This is a genomic window from Halococcus morrhuae DSM 1307 (assembly GCF_000336695.1).
GTDB lineage: Archaea > Halobacteriota > Halobacteria > Halobacteriales > Halococcaceae > Halococcus > Halococcus morrhuae.
The window spans coordinates 38,842-58,444 of sequence record NZ_AOMC01000043.1 but is presented as its reverse complement, the minus strand read 5'-3'; the positions used below and the strand labels follow the sequence as shown (position 1 = coordinate 58,444).

General features: G+C 65.1%; 25 protein-coding genes and 3 tRNA genes. 17 read left to right on the top strand and 11 right to left on the bottom strand.

Features of this window, described 5'->3' with window-relative positions:
• Window positions 1-77: 77 nt before the first annotated feature.
• Window positions 78-716, bottom strand: coding sequence for a hypothetical protein (locus C448_RS02465; protein ID WP_004051639.1), 639 nt, complete (start codon window positions 714-716; stop codon window positions 78-80).
• Window positions 717-804: 88 nt separating this feature from the next.
• On the opposite strand from C448_RS02465, the gene C448_RS02460 reads away from it, so the two are divergent.
• A tRNA-Arg gene (locus tag C448_RS02460) sits at window positions 805-877 on the top strand.
• Between the two features lie 281 nt (window positions 878-1,158).
• Here the strand turns inward: C448_RS02460 and C448_RS17155 are convergent.
• On the bottom strand, window positions 1,159-1,482 hold the full coding sequence (locus C448_RS17155) for a YegP family protein (protein WP_455429043.1): 324 nt from the start codon (window positions 1,480-1,482) through the stop codon (window positions 1,159-1,161).
• 501 nt (window positions 1,483-1,983) lie between these two features.
• On the opposite strand from C448_RS17155, the gene C448_RS02450 reads away from it, so the two are divergent.
• Window positions 1,984-2,256: a hypothetical protein gene (locus C448_RS02450; protein ID WP_004051635.1), complete on the top strand. Its 273-nt coding sequence runs from the start codon at window positions 1,984-1,986 to the stop codon at window positions 2,254-2,256.
• On the opposite strand, the gene C448_RS02445 is transcribed toward C448_RS02450, so the two are convergent.
• The gene (locus tag C448_RS02445; protein ID WP_004051633.1) at window positions 2,253-2,693 is read right to left on the bottom strand and encodes a MaoC/PaaZ C-terminal domain-containing protein; all 441 of its coding nucleotides are present in this window, start codon (window positions 2,691-2,693) and stop codon (window positions 2,253-2,255) included. The genes C448_RS02450 and C448_RS02445 overlap by 4 nt on opposite strands.
• Window positions 2,694-2,832: 139 nt before the next feature.
• Here C448_RS02445 and C448_RS02440 point away from each other — a divergent pair, with 139 nt between their 5' ends.
• Both C448_RS02440 and C448_RS02435 read left to right on the top strand, forming a co-directional pair.
• Window positions 2,833-3,216, top strand: a complete 384-nt coding sequence (locus C448_RS02440; RefSeq protein WP_004051632.1) for a DUF4112 domain-containing protein — start codon at window positions 2,833-2,835, stop codon at window positions 3,214-3,216.
• 26 nt (window positions 3,217-3,242) lie between these two features.
• Window positions 3,243-3,854: a DUF309 domain-containing protein gene (locus C448_RS02435; RefSeq protein WP_004051631.1), complete on the top strand. Its 612-nt coding sequence runs from the start codon at window positions 3,243-3,245 to the stop codon at window positions 3,852-3,854.
• 1 nt (window position 3,855) lies between these two features.
• On the opposite strand, the gene azf is transcribed toward C448_RS02435, so the two are convergent.
• Both azf and C448_RS02425 read right to left on the bottom strand, forming a co-directional pair.
• On the bottom strand, window positions 3,856-4,611 hold the full coding sequence (gene azf, locus C448_RS02430; protein WP_004051630.1) for an NAD-dependent glucose-6-phosphate dehydrogenase Azf: 756 nt from the start codon (window positions 4,609-4,611) through the stop codon (window positions 3,856-3,858).
• 50 nt (window positions 4,612-4,661) lie between these two features.
• Window positions 4,662-5,270, bottom strand: coding sequence for a translation initiation factor IF-2 subunit beta (locus C448_RS02425; RefSeq protein ID WP_004051629.1), 609 nt, complete (start codon window positions 5,268-5,270; stop codon window positions 4,662-4,664).
• Between the two features lie 434 nt (window positions 5,271-5,704).
• On the opposite strand from C448_RS02425, the gene C448_RS02420 reads away from it, so the two are divergent.
• Window positions 5,705-6,070: a dihydroneopterin aldolase family protein gene (locus C448_RS02420; RefSeq protein ID WP_004051628.1), complete on the top strand. Its 366-nt coding sequence runs from the start codon at window positions 5,705-5,707 to the stop codon at window positions 6,068-6,070.
• 84 nt (window positions 6,071-6,154) lie between these two features.
• Window positions 6,155-6,631, top strand: a complete 477-nt coding sequence (locus tag C448_RS02415; RefSeq protein ID WP_004051627.1) for a DUF5790 family protein — start codon at window positions 6,155-6,157, stop codon at window positions 6,629-6,631.
• Window positions 6,632-6,637: 6 nt separating this feature from the next.
• Here the strand turns inward: C448_RS02415 and C448_RS02410 are convergent, their stop codons facing one another.
• A complete protein-coding gene (locus tag C448_RS02410; protein WP_004051625.1) occupies window positions 6,638-7,360 on the bottom strand; it encodes a creatininase family protein in 723 nt (240 codons plus the stop codon).
• Window positions 7,361-7,431: 71 nt separating this feature from the next.
• Here C448_RS02410 and C448_RS02405 point away from each other — a divergent pair, with 71 nt between their 5' ends.
• Window positions 7,432-7,752 (top strand): DUF5789 family protein, encoded by a 321-nt coding sequence (locus C448_RS02405; RefSeq protein WP_004051623.1) that lies wholly within the window; start codon window positions 7,432-7,434, stop codon window positions 7,750-7,752.
• Here C448_RS02405 and C448_RS02400 read toward each other — a convergent pair.
• The gene (locus C448_RS02400) at window positions 7,749-9,668 is read right to left on the bottom strand and encodes an ABC transporter ATP-binding protein (protein ID WP_004051621.1); all 1,920 of its coding nucleotides are present in this window, start codon (window positions 9,666-9,668) and stop codon (window positions 7,749-7,751) included. The two genes, C448_RS02405 and C448_RS02400, sit on opposite strands and share 4 nt — an antisense overlap.
• Before the next feature lie 87 nt (window positions 9,669-9,755).
• Window positions 9,756-10,265 carry a DUF192 domain-containing protein gene (locus C448_RS02395; RefSeq protein ID WP_004051619.1) on the bottom strand — a complete coding sequence of 170 codons (510 nt, stop codon included), beginning with the start codon at window positions 10,263-10,265 and terminating at the stop codon, window positions 9,756-9,758.
• An 80-nt stretch (window positions 10,266-10,345) separates the two neighbouring features.
• Here C448_RS02395 and C448_RS02390 point away from each other — a divergent pair.
• The 4 genes from C448_RS02390 to C448_RS02375 all read left to right on the top strand — a co-directional run bounded on the left by C448_RS02390 (window position 10,346) and on the right by C448_RS02375 (window position 11,838).
• Window positions 10,346-10,419, top strand: a tRNA-Val gene (locus C448_RS02390).
• A gap of 486 nt (window positions 10,420-10,905) precedes the next feature.
• Window positions 10,906-10,979: transfer RNA gene (locus C448_RS02385), tRNA-Phe, on the top strand.
• Between the two features lie 258 nt (window positions 10,980-11,237).
• On the top strand, window positions 11,238-11,489 hold the full coding sequence (locus tag C448_RS02380) for an AbrB/MazE/SpoVT family DNA-binding domain-containing protein (protein ID WP_004051614.1): 252 nt from the start codon (window positions 11,238-11,240) through the stop codon (window positions 11,487-11,489).
• The gene (locus C448_RS02375; protein ID WP_239640512.1) at window positions 11,437-11,838 is read left to right on the top strand and encodes a type II toxin-antitoxin system VapC family toxin; all 402 of its coding nucleotides are present in this window, start codon (window positions 11,437-11,439) and stop codon (window positions 11,836-11,838) included. Before C448_RS02380 ends, C448_RS02375 begins: the two co-directional genes overlap by 53 nt.
• A gap of 84 nt (window positions 11,839-11,922) precedes the next feature.
• Here C448_RS02375 and C448_RS02370 read toward each other — a convergent pair whose 3' ends face one another.
• Window positions 11,923-12,918 carry a glutathione S-transferase family protein gene (locus C448_RS02370; protein ID WP_004051610.1) on the bottom strand — a complete coding sequence of 332 codons (996 nt, stop codon included), beginning with the start codon at window positions 12,916-12,918 and terminating at the stop codon, window positions 11,923-11,925.
• Between the two features lie 101 nt (window positions 12,919-13,019).
• Here C448_RS02370 and C448_RS02365 point away from each other — a divergent pair, with 101 nt between their 5' ends.
• Together C448_RS02365 and C448_RS02360 are read left to right on the top strand one after the other, a co-directional pair.
• Complete coding sequence (locus tag C448_RS02365) at window positions 13,020-13,550, top strand: 50S ribosomal protein L16 (protein ID WP_004051608.1); 531 nt, start codon at window positions 13,020-13,022, stop codon at window positions 13,548-13,550.
• 29 nt (window positions 13,551-13,579) lie between these two features.
• On the top strand, window positions 13,580-14,443 hold the full coding sequence (locus C448_RS02360) for an ATP-grasp domain-containing protein (protein ID WP_004051604.1): 864 nt from the start codon (window positions 13,580-13,582) through the stop codon (window positions 14,441-14,443).
• Between the two features lie 319 nt (window positions 14,444-14,762).
• Here C448_RS02360 and C448_RS02355 read toward each other — a convergent pair whose 3' ends face one another.
• Window positions 14,763-15,143: an Hsp20/alpha crystallin family protein gene (locus C448_RS02355; protein ID WP_004051603.1), complete on the bottom strand. Its 381-nt coding sequence runs from the start codon at window positions 15,141-15,143 to the stop codon at window positions 14,763-14,765.
• A 120-nt stretch (window positions 15,144-15,263) separates the two neighbouring features.
• Window positions 15,264-16,277, bottom strand: coding sequence for a type II glyceraldehyde-3-phosphate dehydrogenase (locus tag C448_RS02350; RefSeq protein WP_004051602.1), 1,014 nt, complete (start codon window positions 16,275-16,277; stop codon window positions 15,264-15,266).
• A 115-nt stretch (window positions 16,278-16,392) separates the two neighbouring features.
• On the opposite strand from C448_RS02350, the gene C448_RS02345 reads away from it, so the two are divergent.
• From C448_RS02345 to C448_RS02330, 4 genes are read left to right on the top strand one after another with little or no spacing between them, the layout of a single operon-like run.
• Window positions 16,393-17,361 (top strand): aminopeptidase, encoded by a 969-nt coding sequence (locus C448_RS02345; RefSeq protein WP_004051601.1) that lies wholly within the window; start codon window positions 16,393-16,395, stop codon window positions 17,359-17,361.
• A 42-nt stretch (window positions 17,362-17,403) separates the two neighbouring features.
• Window positions 17,404-18,048 (top strand): HVO_0476 family zinc finger protein, encoded by a 645-nt coding sequence (locus C448_RS02340; protein WP_004051600.1) that lies wholly within the window; start codon window positions 17,404-17,406, stop codon window positions 18,046-18,048.
• On the top strand, window positions 18,048-18,668 hold the full coding sequence (locus C448_RS02335) for a protein-L-isoaspartate(D-aspartate) O-methyltransferase (protein WP_004051599.1): 621 nt from the start codon (window positions 18,048-18,050) through the stop codon (window positions 18,666-18,668). Before C448_RS02340 ends, C448_RS02335 begins: the two co-directional genes overlap by 1 nt.
• 50 nt (window positions 18,669-18,718) lie before the next feature.
• Window positions 18,719-19,456, top strand: coding sequence for a protein-L-isoaspartate O-methyltransferase family protein (locus tag C448_RS02330; protein WP_004051598.1), 738 nt, complete (start codon window positions 18,719-18,721; stop codon window positions 19,454-19,456).
• Window positions 19,457-19,603: the final 147 nt, after the last annotated feature.

The window sequence follows — 19,603 nt, the reverse complement described above, 5'->3', positions numbered from 1 at the left end:
TCGCAAACGTTCCATACCGCAAGAAGGCGTCCAATTCCCCTGAACTCAGCGGTAGAATCGCCGGACGGAACCGGCGATCAACAGAGCATCACCGTTTGCTCACCGCCAGCGCTGCGGTGGACGACCGTCACCGAATCGGGCGGGCTGTCGCGCCGGACGACGAACCGGTAGTCGAGTTCGGTCAGCGCCATCGAACAGGCCTGACCCGTCCCGGCCTCGTTCTCCGTGGCGATCGTGACGACCAGCTCCGACCCTTTCTTCCGAACGGAGTCGAGCACCGCCGACTGACAGCCGTTCCGCCCGACGATCGTTCCCTCCACGACGATCCGCGAGCCATCCCCCTCGATCGTCACGCGCGCCGAACCGCCCGTCGACGTGCCATTCCCGCCACCGGGCACGTCGACCGAGGGCGAATCGGTCGTATCCTCCTCCCGCTCCGTCGCGCTCGGGGTTTCTGTTCCGATCGGTGTCCCCTCGCCCGGCTCCGTCGTCGGCTCGCTCGTCGCGGGCTCACCCGTCGCCGGCCCCCTCGTCGGTGCGGGCCCCGCGGTGGTCGGTTCGGGACCCGCCACGGTCGGTTCACCGTTCTCCACCTGGCTCGTCCCGGCCCCGGTCGGCGACGACCCGTTCTCCCCGCCATCGCCGCCGATACAGCCCGCGACGGCGACGGCACCACCGACGAGAAGCAGTTCTTGGAGTAGCTCGCGGCGTTCCATGTGGGTCGGGCGACCACCAGCGGCATGGGTCTTGCGGCGACGCGCGAATCGTAACGGGTTTAACCGGATGTCCGCTACTGGAGAGTGAGTCCTGGTTGGGTAGTGGACTATCCTACTGGCCTGCGGAGCCGGTGACCGGAGTTCAAATCTCCGCCAGGACGCTCACTCACTTCGTTCGTTCGCGTCCTGGCGTGCCCCACGCTCGCTGCGCTCGCGTGGGACTCCGCCAGGACGTTTCGGACTCATAACGCGACAAGCATAGTGCATCGCTCGCCTTAATATTTTCAAATTTCACACATCGACAATAGGAACGGCGAACGGTTTGGAACGGTCCTGAGAACCTTGACTGCTCGCCTCGTGCGTGCTCGACGCCACCTATGTGATCCCGATCAAAAGAACAGGGAATCGGTGAAACGAATGAAGGGACGGCGAAAGGGACGCGCTACTCCTCGATCTCCGCGCCGAGCACGTTCTCCTTGATCGTCGTGATCGTCGCCTCGGCATCGTCGCGCGAATCGTAGCCCGACGGACTGACCGCGAGCGTCTCGTCGTCGTGGACCAGTCGCCAGCGCCAGTTCCCGCCATCGTCCTCGTAGAGATCGAACGCGGCAGCGGTCTCCGACAGCGAAACGTCGATCGTCGTCCCGCCCGGCCCCGACAGTTCGACGGTCTCCGGCAACTCGGCGTCCAGCGCCGTCTCCTCGCGTCCGCGGAGTCCCGCCAGACCGGCTTTCGCCCGCTGGCCGTACGCGCTCGCAACGCTCACGGCACGCTGGAAACGATCGTCGTCGGTCAGCGCCCGCTCGCCGTCGAGAACGCGATCGACCCCGCGATCGAGCGCCGCCTCGACGTTCTCGCCGAGAACGGCTTCGCCGTCGCGGGCGAGCGCGATCTCGTAGCCACGCCACGCGATCCCCTCCGCGGTCGCGTCGTCGCCATCGATCCCCTCACGACCGTACTCGACGGCGAGGAAGGCGTCCGCGAGTTTGCCGTCGTCGGTACTGTAGGCGAGCTGAACCGTGGCGTTCGGCCGGACGGCGAGGGNCCTCACGACCGTACTCGACGGCGAGGAAGGCGTCCGCGAGTTTGCCGTCGTCGGTACTGTAGGCGAGCTGAACCGTGGCGTTCGGCCGGACGGCGAGGGTGTACTCGTGATCGTGGTCACTCATTCGCCCCCGTTTCGACGGCAGCGCTTATCAGTGTTCATCCGGCAACTGCAATCCATCGGACCCATGATTATTACTGTCATGATGCACGATATCGCCGCATGGAGGGCAAAACGGGCGTCGGGATCGCCGTCGTCGCGCTCGGCGTCGCCGCTATCGCCGCCATCGCCGTGCTCGAACCGACCGCGACCTGTGTGCAGACCGGCGACACGATCGGCGGACTGGGGCCGGTTCAGTTCGTCGAACTCGCCGACGGGGCGCTCGTCTACAGCCGCGACGGCGGCGCGAGCATCTGCTCGATCCCCCAGACCGTGCTCGCGGTGCCGGCCGGGTTCGTCCTCGCCGGCGTCGGACTGTTCGTCCTCGGCTCCTAGCGCTCGCGGCGCTCGTAGAGCACGAGCCCGACCATCGACATGACCTCGGTCTCGCCGGCTAGCGTCGTGGTTCGACTCTTCACGAGCCCCAACTCCTCGTCCCACGGTTCGGTGTCGATGACCTCCGTTCGTACCGAGAGCACGTGCCCGGGCCGAACGGGGTTCGGCCAGCGCAGTTCGTCGACGCCGAGCGCACCCGTCGCCGCCGAGTCGGCGAAGACGTTCGTGACGAGCAACTCCATCGTCATCGCGGCGGTGTGCCAGCCGCTGGCGATCAACCCACCGAACAGGGAGTCACTCGCGGCCGACTCGTCGGTGTGGAACGGCTGTGGATCGTAGCGTTCGGCGAATTCGAGTATCTCCGCACGGGTGACGTCGCGCTCGCCGAACGTGCGCATTTCGCCGACCTCGACGTCTTCGAAATAGTCGCGACCCATGCATCCCCCCGACCCGCCGGCGTGATAGCTGTTCCCGTGCCGACTCTGGGGTGGGGTGGGGGAAGGGAGACAAAGGAGAACCACGTCGTCGGCGATTGCTGGCAACGCACCTATCCGTGCGGGGATCCCATCGAGATGCATGACGGACGAACTCGACGAGAACGCGCTCACGGGCCGCGAGCAAGCGGCTCTCGCGCGTACCAGAACGATGGCACGACTGCTCGACGAGGCGGTCGCCATCCCCGGCATCGGCTACCGCGTCGGTCTCGACCCGCTACTCAGCATCGCCCCCGTTTCGGGCGATGCCGCCGGCGCGGCGTTGTCGCTCTACATCATCGCCGAAGCCACTCGGCTTGGCGTCCCGCCGAAGACACTGCTCAGGATGGTCGCCAACGTGGCCCTCGACACCCTCGGCGGGTCGGTGCCGGTGCTCGGCACGCTCGTCGACGCCGCCTGGAAGGCGAACAAGCGCAACGTCTCGCTGCTCGAAGACCACCTCGCCGACCGCGAGGACGTCGTCTGAACCCGTCGGTCGAAAACCGAGCAGCCATGCGATCGCATCTCCGCGCCGGCATCGCCATCCACAACGCCGGCAACCACCACGCCGCCCACGACGCCTGGGAGGAGCGCTGGCTCGAATCGGATGGCGACGACGAACGGTTTCTCCACGGACTGATCCAGTTCACTGCCGCGATCCATCACGCTCGCGAACGCAACTGGACCGGGGCGACCGGGCTCGCCGACAGCGCCAGCGACTATCTCGCCTCGCTCCCTTCGCCCTATCGCGGGGTGGATGTCGCCGCGGTGCGGGGGTTCCTCGTTGCTCTCCGTGCGGACCCCGAGCGCATCGAGCGCGCGCCGCCGCTGGCGCTCACCCACGAGGATCGAGAACTCACGCTCACCGACCTCGATTTCGACGCGAGCACGATCACTGCGGCGGTGTTCGCCGAAAACAGCGACTACGACGAGACGATGATCGAGCGCGCCGTCGGCTACGCTCGCGCTGATCTCGACGACGGCCGACCCACCAGTCCGTTCGTCACGCTCGTGCTCGACTTCGCGCGCGGGGAGAACAGGGGGATCGTCCACCAGCGCCTCGCCGAACATACCGAGCGCCGTCGCGCCCGCGAGCACGACGTCGACGGGCTGTTCGAGGCGTAACTCAGTATTCCGCGGAGTTGTCCTCCGGTTCGTAGCCGAGCACCTCGCGAGCACCCTCCAGCGAGTAGTATTTTCGATCGTTGTCGGAGATGCCGTAGACGATCTCGTAGTCGTAGTCGGCCTCGATGGCGCGCTCGAAGAGCTGTGCGCAGTCCCGATGGGAGAGCCACATCGCCTGCCCGCGTTCGTAGTCCTCGGGCGGATGGTTCTCCGTCAGATTGCCGATGCGCAGACAGATGACGCTCATGTCGTGTTCGTCGTGGTAGTACCGAGAGAGCGTCTCGCCGGTGGCCTTGCTCACGCCGTAGAAATTGCTCGGGCGCGGAAGTTCAGTGCCGTCGAGGTCGAAGTCATCGTCAGAACGATACATCCCCGGCGTCCGCTCGTCGGTCTCGTAGCCACCGACGGCGTGGTTCGAGGAGGCGAAGACGAATTTCTCGACGCCGGCGGTCGCGGCCGCGTCGAGCACGGTCTGGGTGCCGTCGATGTTGTTCGCGAGCACGCTGTCCCAGGGCGCTTCCGGGCGCGGATCGCCCGCGAGATGGACCACGACATCGACGTCGGCCATCGCTTCGACCATCGCTTCCGAATCGGTGACGTCGGCGACGAGATAGATGTGTTCGGTCTCGCCGGTCGGTGGCTCGCGGTCGACGAGTCGCCAGTCGTAGGTGTCGCCGAGCCGGCCGAGGATCGCGCGACCGACGCGCCCGGACGCGCCGGTGAGTAACACCGTCGGCTCCCGTGGCCTCCCCGACATTCGGGTGTGGATCGGGCAGGCACCGGTAAGTACCGTGCGGTTTTTTCCGCTCAGGCCAGTCGCGCGAACGCGAGCGTTCCGCTGATGTTCTCGATGTAGATATCGACCACGTCACCCTCCTGCGCACCGGGGACGAAGATGGTGTATTTGCCCTGTTCGGCCACGCCGTCGCCCTTGCGGCCCGTGCCCGTGATCTTCACCTCGTAGGTGCGACCCTCCTCGACGTCGGGGCGCTGTTCGGTCTCCTGGGAGCCGGTGTTCTTCTCGACGGGGCGGAACGCGCCACAGGCCTCACAGCGCAGCATCTGGGTTCGACCCTCCATCTCCAGTCGCGTGTCGGGAAGCCCACACTCCGAGCAGATGACGAACTCCTGGCTGTAGCTGTCGATGGCCGCGTCGAAGTCCTCGCCCGAAAAGGTGCCGTTGTAGCGCGCGCGATCGCCGCTGAACTGGCCGTTGGTCCCGAGATCGCGCTGGATCACCCGATGGAGATGTTCGGGATCGCGCGAGAGCGCATCGGCGACGTTGCCGAGATTCGTCAGCCGGGTGAACGCACCGTCCTTCTGGGCCTCCGCATCGGGGACGTCGAGGCGCGAATCGCCGGTGTCGAGATCCGGCACCGAGTCCATCGCGCGATCGAGGCTTGCTTCGTAGTCCATACCCGAAATCGATGCTTCCGACCTAAATGGATTCCGTGAGAGAGCGCAACAGGCCCGTTGTCCGCTCGCAGCCCCGTCACTTCCCGAATCTCACCAAATACCGAACGCGGTGGCGCGCGATGAATCCGGCCGGAGGCCGGAGAACGTGCGAGGTCTGCACGAGCGAAGTGAGTGCAGGCTCGTCAGAACTTCGTTCTGACGGTGGATGAGCGAGCAAAGTGAGCGAAGCGAACGCAGCGAGCGAATCGGCTGGGGAGGTGTGTGGGCTGTGCGGGGCGGTTGCGGTCTCTCCTTTTTGTTAGTTTACGCGGCGGCTGAGATCGCTGTTGAGGACGTGATCGCCATCGCCGATACGCCGCTGATACACGTCGTCGATCAGCTCTCGTGTATTCGATTGATAGCACATTAGTTCGGGCATCACGAACCGACCGACAATGAGCAGCGCAGAGAGCGACGATACGGACCCGACCAAGGCCGAGATCGCGTGTTTCGAGGTCGGCATCAAGTTCGGGACGCTGTACCACCAGTTCGCGGGCACCCCCGTGAACCCAGAGAGCGCCGACAGTCTCGCCCGCGCGATGGAGGACGCAATCAAGAACCAACCCCACTGCGAGTCAGTCGCGATCGAAATGGACGAGGAAGCGCTCGCGGCAGCCGCCGATGGAGAATACACCGAGCTCACCGGCCGGTTCATGACCGTCGAGATCGTGGTCGCACGCGAAGGGCGGACCGTCACCGCACGGATGGCGATGGACGATGGCTACCCGCTGATGGAGATCGCATCGGTCGAAGATCGCTGAGCAACGGCGAACCTCACTGTCGAACCGATTTTCACTTTCGCTTTCGGGCACGCTTTTAAATCACATGGGACCGAATCCCATGGCATGAGCCAGGCGACGTTCGACGAGGACGACCTCTTCGACGAGGCAGCCGACGACATCCGGGCGGACGTCGAGGGGCATCTCGACGCGGCCGAGGCGGCGCTACCCGACGGCGACGCCATCTGGGAGGCCGAAGCCGAGAACACGCTCGGGGTGCTCAACGCGCTCAGATCGGCGCTCGACATCGGCGACGCCACCGGGCATCTCCGCGACGCGAAGAAGTCGTACATGATGGGCAAGCGCGCCGAGGTGTTCGACGACTCCGACGAACTCAACGGACGGATCGTGGCGCTCGAAGATGCGATGGCCGACGTCGAAGCGGCCCACGAGCACGCGAGCGAACTCGCGAGCACGGTTCCCGAACTCCGCGGTGCGCTCGACGATCTCCGTGCGGACGGTGGGGATGCAGACGGGGAGAGTGAGGACGAAAGCGAGATGAGCACCGAGGCGGGCGACGACCGCGAGGAAGTCGCCGAGTAGTCAGGCTCAACGATCCCGTTCGTCGACGGCATCGAGCAGCGTCACGAGCGCCGCCGTCGCTTCCTCCAGCAGCTCCTCGCCGCGCTCGATGGTTCCCTCACCGGGGTCGCCGACCGCGCCGTTGTCGGTGAACTCTGCCGAGTCGAAGGCGAGGTTCGTCCCCGACACCCACTCGCCCCAGCCGTCGCTCGCGCCCGCGCTCGCCTCCTCGATGCGCTCGTCGTGGACGAGCTCCGGATCGGTGGCTCTGAGCATGGCCGTCTCGACAGGGCCGCCGTGGCCCATCTCCGTTGCGCCGATGGCGTCGAACCACGTGAACGGGACGGCGTAGGCCTCCTCGTGGCGCGTCACGTCCGCGCAGACCTCCCGCAGCGCGCCGACGTTGCCCCCATGTCCGTTGACGACCACGATCTTCCGCCAGCCGTGTGACGCGAGGCTCGTGAGGACGTCGCGGACGTATTTCCGGAAGCTGTCGGGCGAGACCCAGAGCGTGCCCGTGAACTGGCGGTGTTCTTCGGCGATGCCGACGGGGATCGCGGGCGCGACGACGGTCTCTTCACCGTTCTCCTCGCGAACGTCGGCTGCGCTCCTTGCGACCGCGCGGGCGGTCAGTCGATCGGTACCGAGCGGGGCGTGCGGGCCGTGCTGTTCGGTGCTGCCGACGGGGAGGAGCGCGAGGTCCGTATCGAGCCCGTCGGCGTCGGTCCACGTCGCCTCGGTGAGCTGCATATCCCGACGAACGGAGCCAGCGGCTTAAGCAGGCAGAACTGATTTGACCGTGCTCCGCGCAGGGCGGGTGCATGACCGACGCAGACGACACGCGACAGCATGGCGTCGAGTTCGGTTCGTTCGGCGATCGCATGGACTCATTCGACTACCCGCTCGATCACGAAACGCTGCTCGACGAACACGGCGACGCCGAGATCGGGCTGTCCGACGGCGAGACGCGTCTCGACGAACTGCTCGCACCGCTACAGGACGAAGAGCAGACCTACCAGAATGCCGACGAGCTCGAAACGATGATCCTGAACCTGGTCGGCGATGACGCGATCGGCCGCGAGAACTACTCCGACCGCGGTACCTCGACGGTGACTGACGGCGACGGCGAGCAGTCGCTTTAGTCGCCGGTTCCGGCTTCCGTTTGGGCCTGTCGGCGGGTCGCACGTTCGACGAACTCCTCGGGAAGCTCGTCGATCTCGCCGGCCTGGACGGCCCAGAGGTTCGCGTACAGCTCGCCCAGTTCGAGCAGTTCGTCGTGCGTGCCGTGTTCTTTCACCTGTCCGTCCTCCAGAACGACGATCTGGTCGGCATCCTTGATCGTCGAGAGTCGGTGGGCGATCGAGAAGGTGGTGCGATCCGCGGTCAGCCGATCGAGGCTGCGCTGGATGAGCATCTCCGTCTCGGTGTCGACGTCGGAGGTCGCCTCGTCGAGCACGAGGATCGCGGGGTCCTTGAGGATCGCCCGTGCGATGGTGATGCGCTGGCGCTGGCCGCCCGAGAGTTTGACGCCGCGCTCGCCGGCCATCGTCTCGTAGCCCTCCGGGAGGTTTTCGATGAACTCGTGGGCCTCGGCCGCCTTCGCGGCTTCGACGATCTCCTCGTCGCTCGCGTCGAAACTCCCGTAGGCGATGTTCTCCTTCACCGTGCCGTAGAACAGATAGGAATCCTGGCTCACGTAGCCGATCGACCGGCGCAGGCTCGACAGCGTCACGTCACCGATGTCCTGGCCGTCGATCCGGATCGCGCCGTCGTCGACGTCGTACATCCGGAGGAGGAGTTTCAGCACGGTCGATTTCCCCGCTCCCGTGGGGCCGACGAGCGCGACCGTCTCGCCACCGTCCACGTCGAAGGAGACGTCCTTGACCGTGCGCTCGTCGTCGTACCCGAAGTTCACGTCGTCGTATTCGACGCGCCCCTCCGAAACGGCGAGTTCATCCGCGTCGGGGTCCTGTGCGAGCCGGCTCGGCTCGTCCATCAGCCCGAAGATGCGCTCGGCGGAGGCGCGGGCGCGCTGATACATATTGATGATCTGACCGAACTGCGCCATCGGCCAGATGAACCGCTGGGTGTAGAGGATGAACGTGGTGAACAGTCCGACCGAGAGGCTGTTCGTGAACGGTCCCGGTGGGCCCTGGAACACCCAGATGCCGCCGACGATGAACGTCGCGACGAAGCCGATCCCCGAGATGACGCGCAGTGTGGGGAAGAACTTGATGCGCACCTTGATTGCGCCCCACTGGGCATCGTAGTACGACTGCGAGACGTCGTCGACGCGGTCGGACTCGTAGCCCTCGGTGTTGGTTGATTTGATCACCTGGATCCCGCCGAGGTTGTTTTCGAGGCGGGAGTTCATCTCGCCGACCGACGAGCGGACGGCGGCGTACTTCGGCTGGATCTTCTTCACGAAGTAGTAGGTGAACGCCGCGATCAGCGGGATCGGCGAGAGCGCGATGAGTGCGAGCTGCCAGTTCGTGAGGAACATTACGGTCGCGATCCCGAGCACCATCGCCGCGAGGCGGAACACCGAGTTCATCCCGCCGTTGAGGAACTGTTCGAGCCGATTCACGTCGTTCGAGAGCACGGACATCATCTCGCCGGTCTGTTTGTCGGCGAAGAAATCCATGTTCAGCCGCTGCATCTTGTCGTAGGTGTCCGTCCGAATCTGATGCTGGATGTTCTGCGAGAAGGAGTTCCAGCCCCAGTTACGTCCGTAGTGGAAGATCGCGCCGCCGAAGAAGGCGAAGGCGATGATGCCGGCGATGAGCCAGAACTGCTGGGTGCGGGTGGTCGGCAACCACGCCTGTGGAACCGGCCCCAGCCCGAACGGCTGGTTCTGATTGAGCACGGCGTCGATTGCGATACCGAGCAGCAGCGGCGGCAGCAGATCGAGCATCCGCGCGACCACACTTGTCAGCGTACCGACGAGAAAGGAGAACGCGTTCTTGCGACCGTACTCGGCAAACAGCCGTCGCATGGCGTTGTCGGTCCCCTCCCGTTGATCCTCGAAGGGATCCTCGTCGTCGGAAGAAAAACTCATTGAACCAATAAAGCGGATGCGCACCTAAAAGGCTTCTCGGGCCTGTGAAACAGTTCCATACCCTCGAACTCGGGCATCGCCGTTGGCTCACGAACGATCGATCGTCACGCGATGGCCGATGTCGATCCCATGACTTTCCATCCAGCCACGAGGCACTTCGAGGACGTATTTCCCCGTGCCGGTGCGCTGGATGTCGTTACCGTCCTGGTTCGGTCCGGGTGCGGGCGCGCTCTCGATGGCGTTGATCCGCCCGTCGCCCCCGACGAACACGATGTCGAGCGGGTAGTCCATCCCGCGCATCACGTAGGTGTGGTCGCCCGAGTCATCGTATGGGAAGAGCATGCCCGAACCGTTCCGGAGGGTCGGCGTTTCGGAGAGGCCGACGATCTTCTGCTGGCGCGAGTCGGCGATGCGCACGTCGACCGTCCCCAACTCCTGCGAGCAGTTGTTCGTGATCGTGATCTCCGCGTGATCGTATTCGCCGGCGTCGAACAGCGTCGCTGGCGGCGGCACGACGCCGGTGGCGACGGCCGTCGTCAGGGCCAGCGCGACGACGGCCAGCGCGAACAGGACGTTGAGAACGCGTCCGCGGTTCACGGATGGAGATTGACGAGCGGAGGCCTAAACGTTCCGACGGAGAGAAAGGGTTATTCGACGTGCGGCAGTTCCCCCGATGAGGGCTCGTGGTCTAGTTGGTTATGACGCGGCCTTTACAAGGCCGAGATCGGTGGTTCGACTCCGCCCGAGCCCATACCGGACCGCGGCGAGCGGACGCGAGCCGCGTCCGTATCACGCGAGGGCGGTTCGAAGGAGAGAACGAGCGAGCGGAGCGAGCGACGTTCGCGTGGTTCGACTCCGCCCGAGCCCATCGGATCTGTGTGGTTTCGTCGATCAACCGAGGAGGATGACGATCACGAACCCCGCCGTGAACATCACCATTACGAGCCCGAAGAGCACCGCCATCGTCTGTCCAGTCGTCATGGTGTGAGTTGTCGCTGGAGCGCAAAAACCGGTCGGGCGACGTTCGCCGAGCGAAAGTGGCTTTGCCCGCCGTGGCGAAATAATGGTGATGATATCCGGCTCGACGTGTCCCGAATGCGGCGGTCACGTGCAGACCCAGGACGGACTCGGCTACGTCTGCACCGACTGTGGGACCGAGTTCGACGTGGCGGATCTGTTCGTCCACTGAGCCGCCTTTCGAAATCCTTTTTCGTTCGGTCGACATCGATCGGAGTGAGCCGCCTTAGCTCAGACTGGGAGAGCACTCGACTGAAGATCGAGCTGTCCCCGGTTCAAATCCGGGAGGCGGCATATTCTGCGGCGACGAACGGAGTGAGTGGCCGAAGAAACGACGCCGACCGTGATTTGAATCAGAGAGTGATGTGACCGGAACGACCGTGGTTCAAATCCGGGAGGCGGCATACTTCGAGACCGTGAGCGACGCGAACGAGCAGGACCGTCTTGCTCCAGTTCACATTCGAGAATTTTTGATTCGGCCGCTGCTCAAGTGAACCGGCCAGCGCGGTTGAGCGGGGATATATTCATAGGTTTCCCACTTCTTGTATCTGTATGGGAACGAGTGAGGTGGCGACCGACGAACGCGGGCGCATCACCATCCCGAAGGAGCTCCGCGAACGGTTCGGCGAACGCTATCGACTTGTCGAACTCCGTGACGGGATCAAACTCCTGCCGCGGCCGGACGATCCCGTGGCCGCGCTCCGCGGGGCGGCAAGCGAGGCGTTCAAACAGGCGGCGATGGACGAACTGCGTGCAGAAGGCCTCGACGAGGCACAGGAGCAGGCGGGTGAGAATGTACGCTGACGTCGATTTCTGGCTCGCCCTGCTGAAGGACGACGACTGGCTGGCCGAGCGCGCCGAACAGTACCTCGAAATGCACGACGGTGACCCCGAAGTCTCTCTCGTGACCTTCGTGGAACTGTTCCTTATCGAGGAGCGATACGGTTTCGACCGCGAACAGGCCACCCTTGCGATCTTCGAGCTGGCCGAGACGACCGTTGACACGGACATCGTCTTTCAGGCCTCGGAGTACATCGACGACGGCCTGAACACGTTCGATGCGTTTCACGCGGCGCTTGCGGGCGACGCGATTCTGTCGAGCGACCAAGCGTTCGACGATATCGCCATTGAGCGGGTCGTACTCGAAGAATAACAGGACGCAACCGGGCCGTCTACCAGTAACGGCTCAGCCTCCAGATATAGGATAGTTGTTATTTACACCAGTCTTCAGATTTATCTAAATAGCAGCAAACAGATCGGTTGGCGGCCCGCCGGCCAGCCGATCACGGTCGTGCTCGGCGTCGAAATCGTGATCGGGCCCGACGGCGACAATGCCTTTCGGGTTGACGTCGGTGTGGGTCTCGTAGTAGTGTTCCCTGATGTGGTCCATCCACACCGTGTCGGCCACGCCAGGGAGTTGGTAGAGCTCCTTCAGGTAGTTCCAGAGATTCGGATATTCGGCGATCTTCCGGACGTTGCACTTGAAATGGGTGTGGTAGACGTCGTCGAACCTGATGAGCGTCGTGAACATGGCAACGTCGGCTTCGGTGAGAACGTCACCACAGAGATAGCGCTGATCGGCGAGTACTCCCTCCCAGTGGTCGAGTGCGTCGAAGAGATCGCCGACGGCGTTCTCGTAGGCCTCCTGGGTGTCGGCGAAGCCCGCGCGATAGACGCCGTTGTTGATCGGGTCGTAGATGGCGTCGATGGTCTCGTCGATCTCCTCTCGACGCCCCTCGGGATAGAGCGTCACGTCGTTGCCGAACTCCGCGAAGGCCGGGTTGAGCATCCGCATGATCTCTTCGGATTCGTTGTTGACGATGGTCTCTTTCTCCGTGTCCCAGAGCACGGGCACCGTTACCCGTCCCGTGAAGTCGGGATCGGCCGCGACGTAGGTCTCACGGAGATAGTCGAAATCGTTCTGCGAGTCGGTCGTCGCGCCCTCGCGCGTGGGCGTGAACTGCCAGCCGTCCTCGGCGCGGTAGGGATCGACGATGTCGACAGAGATGACATCGTCGAGACCGCGTAGCGCCCGCGTCACGAGCGTCCGATGTGCCCACGGGCAGGCATAGGAGACGTAGAGGTGGTAGCGCCCCGCCTCGGCCGGGAACTCCGCGTCGGGATCGGCTTTCACCCAGTTCCTGAAACTGGTCTCCTCTCTGTCGAATTCGCCGTCGTCGTTCGTCGTTTCGTAGACGTCGGTCCGCCACTCCCCGTCGACGAGTTGGTTCACGTAGCGGGTAGGGTCTCGACGAATAAAGCCCCGTCGCGGGTGTTTCCCGCCCGTTACGGTGGCTTCGAAGGGTTTATTCGCGCCCTCGGCCTCCGATTCCCATGGCCGACAAACCCGCCTCGATGTATCGGGAGATCTCCAAACCCGCATACACCCGCAAGGAGTACATCACCGGCATTCCCGGTTCGAAGATCGCCCAGCACAAGATGGGTGACGTTCGCGCCGACCCCGAGGAGTTCCCGGTCCAGATCAGCCTCTCGGTTGAGGAGGAGATCCAGCTCCGCCACGGCGCGCTCGAATCCTCGCGGCTCTCGGCGAACCGCTATCTCCTGAAGAACCTCGGCGAGGGAAACTACAAGATGATCCTCCGGAAGTTCCCCCACCACGTGCTTCGGGAGAACAAACAGGCGACCGGTGCGGGCGCGGACCGCGTTTCGGACGGGATGCGTCAGGCGTTCGGCAAACCCGTGGGCACCGCTGCCCGCGTCGGTGCCAACGAGCGCATCTTCACCATCTGGTGTGACGTCGATCAGGCCGACGTGGCCAAAGAGGCGTTCCGGCGTGCGTACAACAAGCTCGGCTCGCCCTGCGACATCACCGTCGAGCGCGGTGCCGAGCTGCTCGTCAGATAAAGCCTCTCTGCGGCTGTTTTCGACGTCCCATGCTCACTCTCGCCGTCGCCACCAGAAAGGAGACCTTCGGACGGATGGCCGACCCGCTCGCCGAGCGCGGCATAGAGGTTCGCCACGTCGCAACCGAGGAGCGAACCGTCTCGCTCACTGACCCCGGAGACGAGTGGGCGGGCTTCGACGTCGGCTTTGTCCATCCGTCGCGTCTCATGGAGGGTGGCGTCGCCGACGCACTGCTCGACGTGCCGTGGGTCAACGACCGCGACGCGATCTTGACCTCGCGGAACAAGGCCGGGGTCATCGCCCGCCTCGCGCGCGCGGGACTCCCTGTTCCGCGGACGACGCTGATCTCGAACCCCGTCGACGAGGCCGAGCTCGTGGCGGTGTTCTCCCGGTTCGATCCGCCGCTCGTCGTGAAACCGAACTCGACGACGCGGGGGACAGGCGTGGTGAAGATCACCGATCGCGATTCGTTTCTCGGCGTGGCGGACTATCTCGGACTCATCCACCGCAACCCGGCGACCGGCGACCGTTCGTTTCTGGTCCAGGAATATATCGAGGACGCGACTGACTACCGCGCGATGTGCATCGACGGTCGCTACGCGGGCGCGGTCGAACGCCGACTTCCTGACGCAGCCCGCGCCGCGGGTGACTGGAAACACAACGTCCACCGGGGGGCCGAGGCCACGGGTGTCGACCTCCCCGAAAACCTTCGGGGGATCGCCGAGCGCACCGCACGACTGCTCGATATCCCGTGGCTCGGCGTCGATCTGCTCGTCACCGATGATCGCGTAGTGGTTTCCGAGACCAACGCGCGCCCGACGATCGACGACGAAACGAAGTACGAACCTGGGTTCTACGACGAATTAGCTGCTCTGATCGAAGCGCAGGTGTGATCGCGGTGCGGCCGGCTGTGGCGGCCCGCGGCCGCGGTGCGGTGGCGGTAGCGGTGTTGTCCTGGCGTCTGCGGTCGCTCTGCGACCGCAGGCTCAGGAGAGCTTGCTCTCCTGGCGGATGAAGGGCGAGACCGCGAAGCGGTTGAGGGCTTCGGCGGTGCTGTGCGGAGGGCAGTTGTGGAGAGTGGTCCTGTCCGCGTGAACGAATGTGAGCGCGGTTCACCGCGAGTGAGCGCAGCGAACGAGCGGGGAGTTTTTAGCGTAGATTTTTGCGAGGAGTGGTTCGCGCTTCGCGCGAACCCGACGAAGTAAAAAGGTACTACAGATCGATGTCGGCGGAGGTGTCGGCGCGCTCGAAGACGACTTCGAGGACGCCGTTGTTGTAGGAGGCGTTCGCGGACTGCTCGTCGACACGGACCGGCAATGAGACGCGTTCGTCGAACTCGCGGCGGTTGCTCGCGGCCTCGATGGTGACGTGGCGACCGTCGCAGGTGAGATCGATGGCCTCCTTGGCGACGCCCGGCATGTCGGCGATCACGCGCACGAGTTCGCCGTCCTCCTGGATGTCGATGTGGGCGTCGGTGCCCATACCCTCGGTTCGGATATCGACGTTGCCGTTCATCATGCCGTTCATCATCCGTTCGATTTCGTCGAAGATGTCGTCGAAGGGATCGCGGTCGTCACGGTCGCCCGGTTGCATGACCATCGGTTGGTGCGGACGGGACAAAAGGGTTCGCGTCAGGGGAACGATTGCGATCGGCCGTGAGATGGTCGATCCGAACTGTGATTCGGTGATCGCGCGACTCGTGTTCGCGGGGCTTCAGAGGCCCATGTCGAGGGCGTCGTTCGTCGTCTCGATGCTTTCGTCGGCGTCGGCCGTCTCGGCCACCGCGCGGATGGCGTCGACGTTCTCGGGGACGACATCGGATTCCTGGTGGATCGCCTGGAACAGATAGAGATCGTCGCCCTCGACGGAGATCGACTCGCCCCAGATGCAGTTCTCCCAGAGATCGCCGCGCGGGCGGCCGGCGTCGAGCGCGAACTCCTTCAGTTTGCCCGCCCCGTCGATGTCGAGGTGTTCGGGGATGACGAACGTCCTGGTCTGGGATTCAAGCAGCTCACGAACCTCGTCGGCGGTGGCGTCCCCGGTCAGGGAGACGTTGATCGAGTGGGTGTGCATCAGGGTCGCGGGTACCTTGAGCCCCAAGGTGTCGATGGCGAGATCGGGGAAGATCGTCTGGACGTCGGGGCCGTGATGGGAGGGGATCGTCCGCGGGTTCGGCAGGATGTCGTTGATCGGGCCGCGGTCGGTCTGGGCGGGGTCGCCGCCGCGCCGGACGAGCGTTGCGCGCACCTTCTCGATGCCGTATTCCTCTTCGAGCGGGGCGACGAGCCGCGATAATCCGGTGGTGTTACACGAGACGACGCGCACGCGGTCGGCCCCTGCGGCGTCGGCGAAGTTCGCGCGGGCGTTGAAACTCGTGTCCACGAGATCGGCGTCCTCGCCACCCTGGTAGAGCGCGGGCGTGTCGTGTTCTTCGTAGAGCGATTTGTTCTCCGCGCCGATGCCCGACGGGGTGGCGTCGACCATCACGTCCGCCTCCTCGACGAGTTCTTCGACCAGTCCCGCGAGATCGATGTCGGCCGCGTCGAACTTTTCGGCGCGCTCCTCGATGGCGGCGTAGAGCGGGTAGCCGTTCGCGACAGCACGTTCGGCCTCGTAGTTCGGCCGAGTCTTTGCCACTCCCACGAGCTCCATGTCCGGCTGGGCGACCACCGCGTCCGCGACGCGTTTGCCGATCGTGCCGTAGCCGTTGACGCCGACGCTGAGCATAGTAATGCTGTTCGACCGACCGGGATAATCGTTTCTACTGTCGCTCGACGGATGGCCCGATGGGACGGCTCCGACAGCCGAAAGCCTCAGGCACGGCTGCCCCGTCGGTGGTTCTATGAGCCGGACGAACACCGACGCGACGCTCGACAGCGCCGCCGAGACGGCCGTCGACCAGTGTCTCGCGCTCGGGAACGACGAATCCTGTGCCGTGATCACCGACGACGAGCGCCTCTCGATCGGGCAGGCGCTGTACGACGCTGCATGCGCGGTGAGCGACGACGTCGTGTTGCTGCGCTATCCGCCGGGTGACCAGCACGGCACCGAACCGCCGGCACCCGTCGCCGCGGCGATGCGCGGGGCGGACGTCGTGTTCTGCCCGACGACGAAGAGCCTGAGTCACACGCGCGCCCGCTCGGGGGCCAACGAGGCCGGCGCGCGCGTCGCGACTCTACCGGGAATCACCGAGGAGGTGTTCCGCACCGGGCTCGATGCCGACTATCGCTCCATCGAGGGCAGTTGTGAGTCGATCCTGGATGTGGTCGCCGACGCGAGCGAGATCCGCGTCACCTCGCCCGCAGGCACGGACATCACGTTCGAGCCCGGCGAACGCGAGTGGCTCGCCGATACGGGCATCGTCCACGAGGCGGGTGCGATGTCGAACCTTCCAGCAGGAGAAGTGTTCGTCAGCCCCGAGAGCGCGTCGGGAACCTACGTCGTCGACGGCACGATGATGCCACACGGGCTGCTCGACGAGGAGCTGGAGTTCACCGTCGAGGACGGTTTCGTGACCGAGATCTCGGATCGGGAGGTTCGCGAGCAGGTCGAGCGCGGTGCCGAGGAGGTCGGCGACGACGCCTACAACCTCGCCGAACTCGGCATCGGGACGAACGTCGCCGTCACCGAACTAGTTGGATCCGTTCTCCTAGACGAGAAGGCCGCTGGCACAGTTCATATCGCCATCGGCGACGACCACGGCATCGGCGGCGACACGCAGGCACCGCTCCATCTCGACGGGATTCTCCGCGAGCCGACCGTCTATGCTGACGGCGAGGCAATCGACCTGCCGACGCCGAACGGGGCGTAGCGAACGCCACGGGCTTTTATCCGTGCGACCGATAGGTCGTCCATGAGCGAAGCCACCGAGCGCGTCGGCACCACCTGTCCGGCGTGTTCACCCGACACACCCGTGGTCCACGAACTGCTGAAATCCGGCGGCCAGTCGACCGTCCGCTGCGGCGAGTGCAGTCACGTCCACAAGACGCGCCTCGAAGAACCCACCACCGAACAGCGCGACGTCATCGTCTCCCAGGACGGCGAGTCGTTCTCGACGACGACCGAGATCCCGCGCGAGGAGCAACTCGCCGTCGGCGAGGAGTTCGTCCTCGACACGCCGGAGGCACTCCTGACTGTGCGGATCACGAGCCTCGAAGTCGAGGGCGGGCGCACCGAGGAGGCCGACGTCCCGGACATCCGGACCGTCTGGACGCGCGTCGTCGGCAACGTCGCCGTCGACGTGACGCTCAACCCCACCGGCGGCGGCGACGAGACGCGCGGCATCGAACTCCGCGTGCCCGGCGATTACGAGTTTACCGTCGGCGAGCGCGAGGACCTCGCCGACGAGAGCTTCACGGTGAAGGGGATCCACCTGCGCGCGGATGCCGAGGGATACGGCTTCGAGCACCTGGATCACGAGGACGACATGGCCTTCGCCAAGGACATCAACCGGGTGTACGCCGATGACGAGTCGAGTTCGGCCTGGTCCGCCTGGTGATGGATCACGAGCGCGCCCGCGAGCGACTCGTCGCTCGGCTCGACGAGCAGGGTCGCATCGAGCGCGACGCAACCCGCGAGGCGCTGCTCGCCGTCCCCCGCCACGAGTTCGTCGCCGAGAGTCGACGGAAAGACGCCTACGACGACCGGCCGTTGCCGATCGGCGCGGATCAGACGATCAGTGCCCCACATATGGTGGCGATCATGAGCGATCTGCTCGCGCCCGAGGCGAACGACTCGATCCTGGAAATCGGCACCGGCTGTGGCTATCACGCCGCCGTCACGGCCGCGATCGCCGGCGACGTGAAGAGCATCGAGTATCACGCATCGCTCGCCGAGAACGCCCGTGAACGTCTCTCGGAACTCGGCTACACCGTCGACATCCGCGTCGGCGATGGCCACGACGGCTGGCCCGAGCACGCGCCTTATGACGGCGCGTATCTCACATGTGCAGCCCCCGAGATCCCCGAGGCGGTCGCCGAGCAGGTCCGTCCTGGCGGAGCGATCGTCGCGCCGATCGGTACGAGACGACAGACGCTCGTGCGTGCTCGCCGGCGGGCCGACGGCAGCCTCGACAGGACCGAGCACGGCGGCGTGCGGTTCGTCCCGATGCAAGGCTAGCGCGCAGCCGAAGGCACGCGATTCAAGGCTCTACGCGGCGTTCGTTCCGCATGGAGCCTGCGGCGGTGCGCGAGGACATGGTCGACGGCCTCGAACACGAGAGCAAGGGGGTCGTCGAGAGCGAGGCACTCAGCGTGGCGATGCGGACCGTCCCGCGCCACGAGTTCCTCCCCGAGGAGCGTGCGGCCTACGCCGATCGGACGACCGAGCACGCGAACACGCGCGTGCTCGCACCAAGTACGGTCGCACGCCTGTTCGAGGCGCTTTCGCCCGCTTCTGGCGATAGCGTGCTCGTCGTCGGCGCTGGTGTCGGCTATACGGCCGCGGTGGCCGCCGAGATCGTGGGTCAGGAGAACGTTCACGCGGTCGACATCGCCCGTCGGCTCGTCGTCGACGCGCGCCGGAACCTCTCGCACGCGGGCTACGGCGGCGTGCTCGTCGACAGGCGCGACGGAACGTACGGCTTTCCCGACTACGCACTCTTCGATCGTATCCTTCTCGAAGCCGCCGTCGTCCGACCACCGAGCGCGCTCGTCGACCAGCTCGCCCCCGATGGACGGCTCGTCGCACCCGTTGGAAACCACGAGCAGTCGCTCGTCGCCGTCGACGAACAGGGAGCGCGCGAGCGGTTCGGCCCGGTGCGGTTCGCGCCGCTGCTCGTCGAGGGCGAACAGTCGGACGCGGTCGAGCGCAATAGAACTGTTCGTGAGGACCGCGAGCGCGCACGGGCGAGCGCCGAGCGGCACAACGGCTGGGAACACGACTGGATCGACTGGGACCATCAGTAGCCCGTTTCCCGGCGAGACGGCCCGCGGCGGCCGCTACCGTGTCATGCCACGATCTACCACTCGCGCACGGATCACCGTCTCGATGCCCTCAGACATATTATTACAGGAAAACCGAAAGCGCATCTATTTCGGTTCGTCACGAAATGC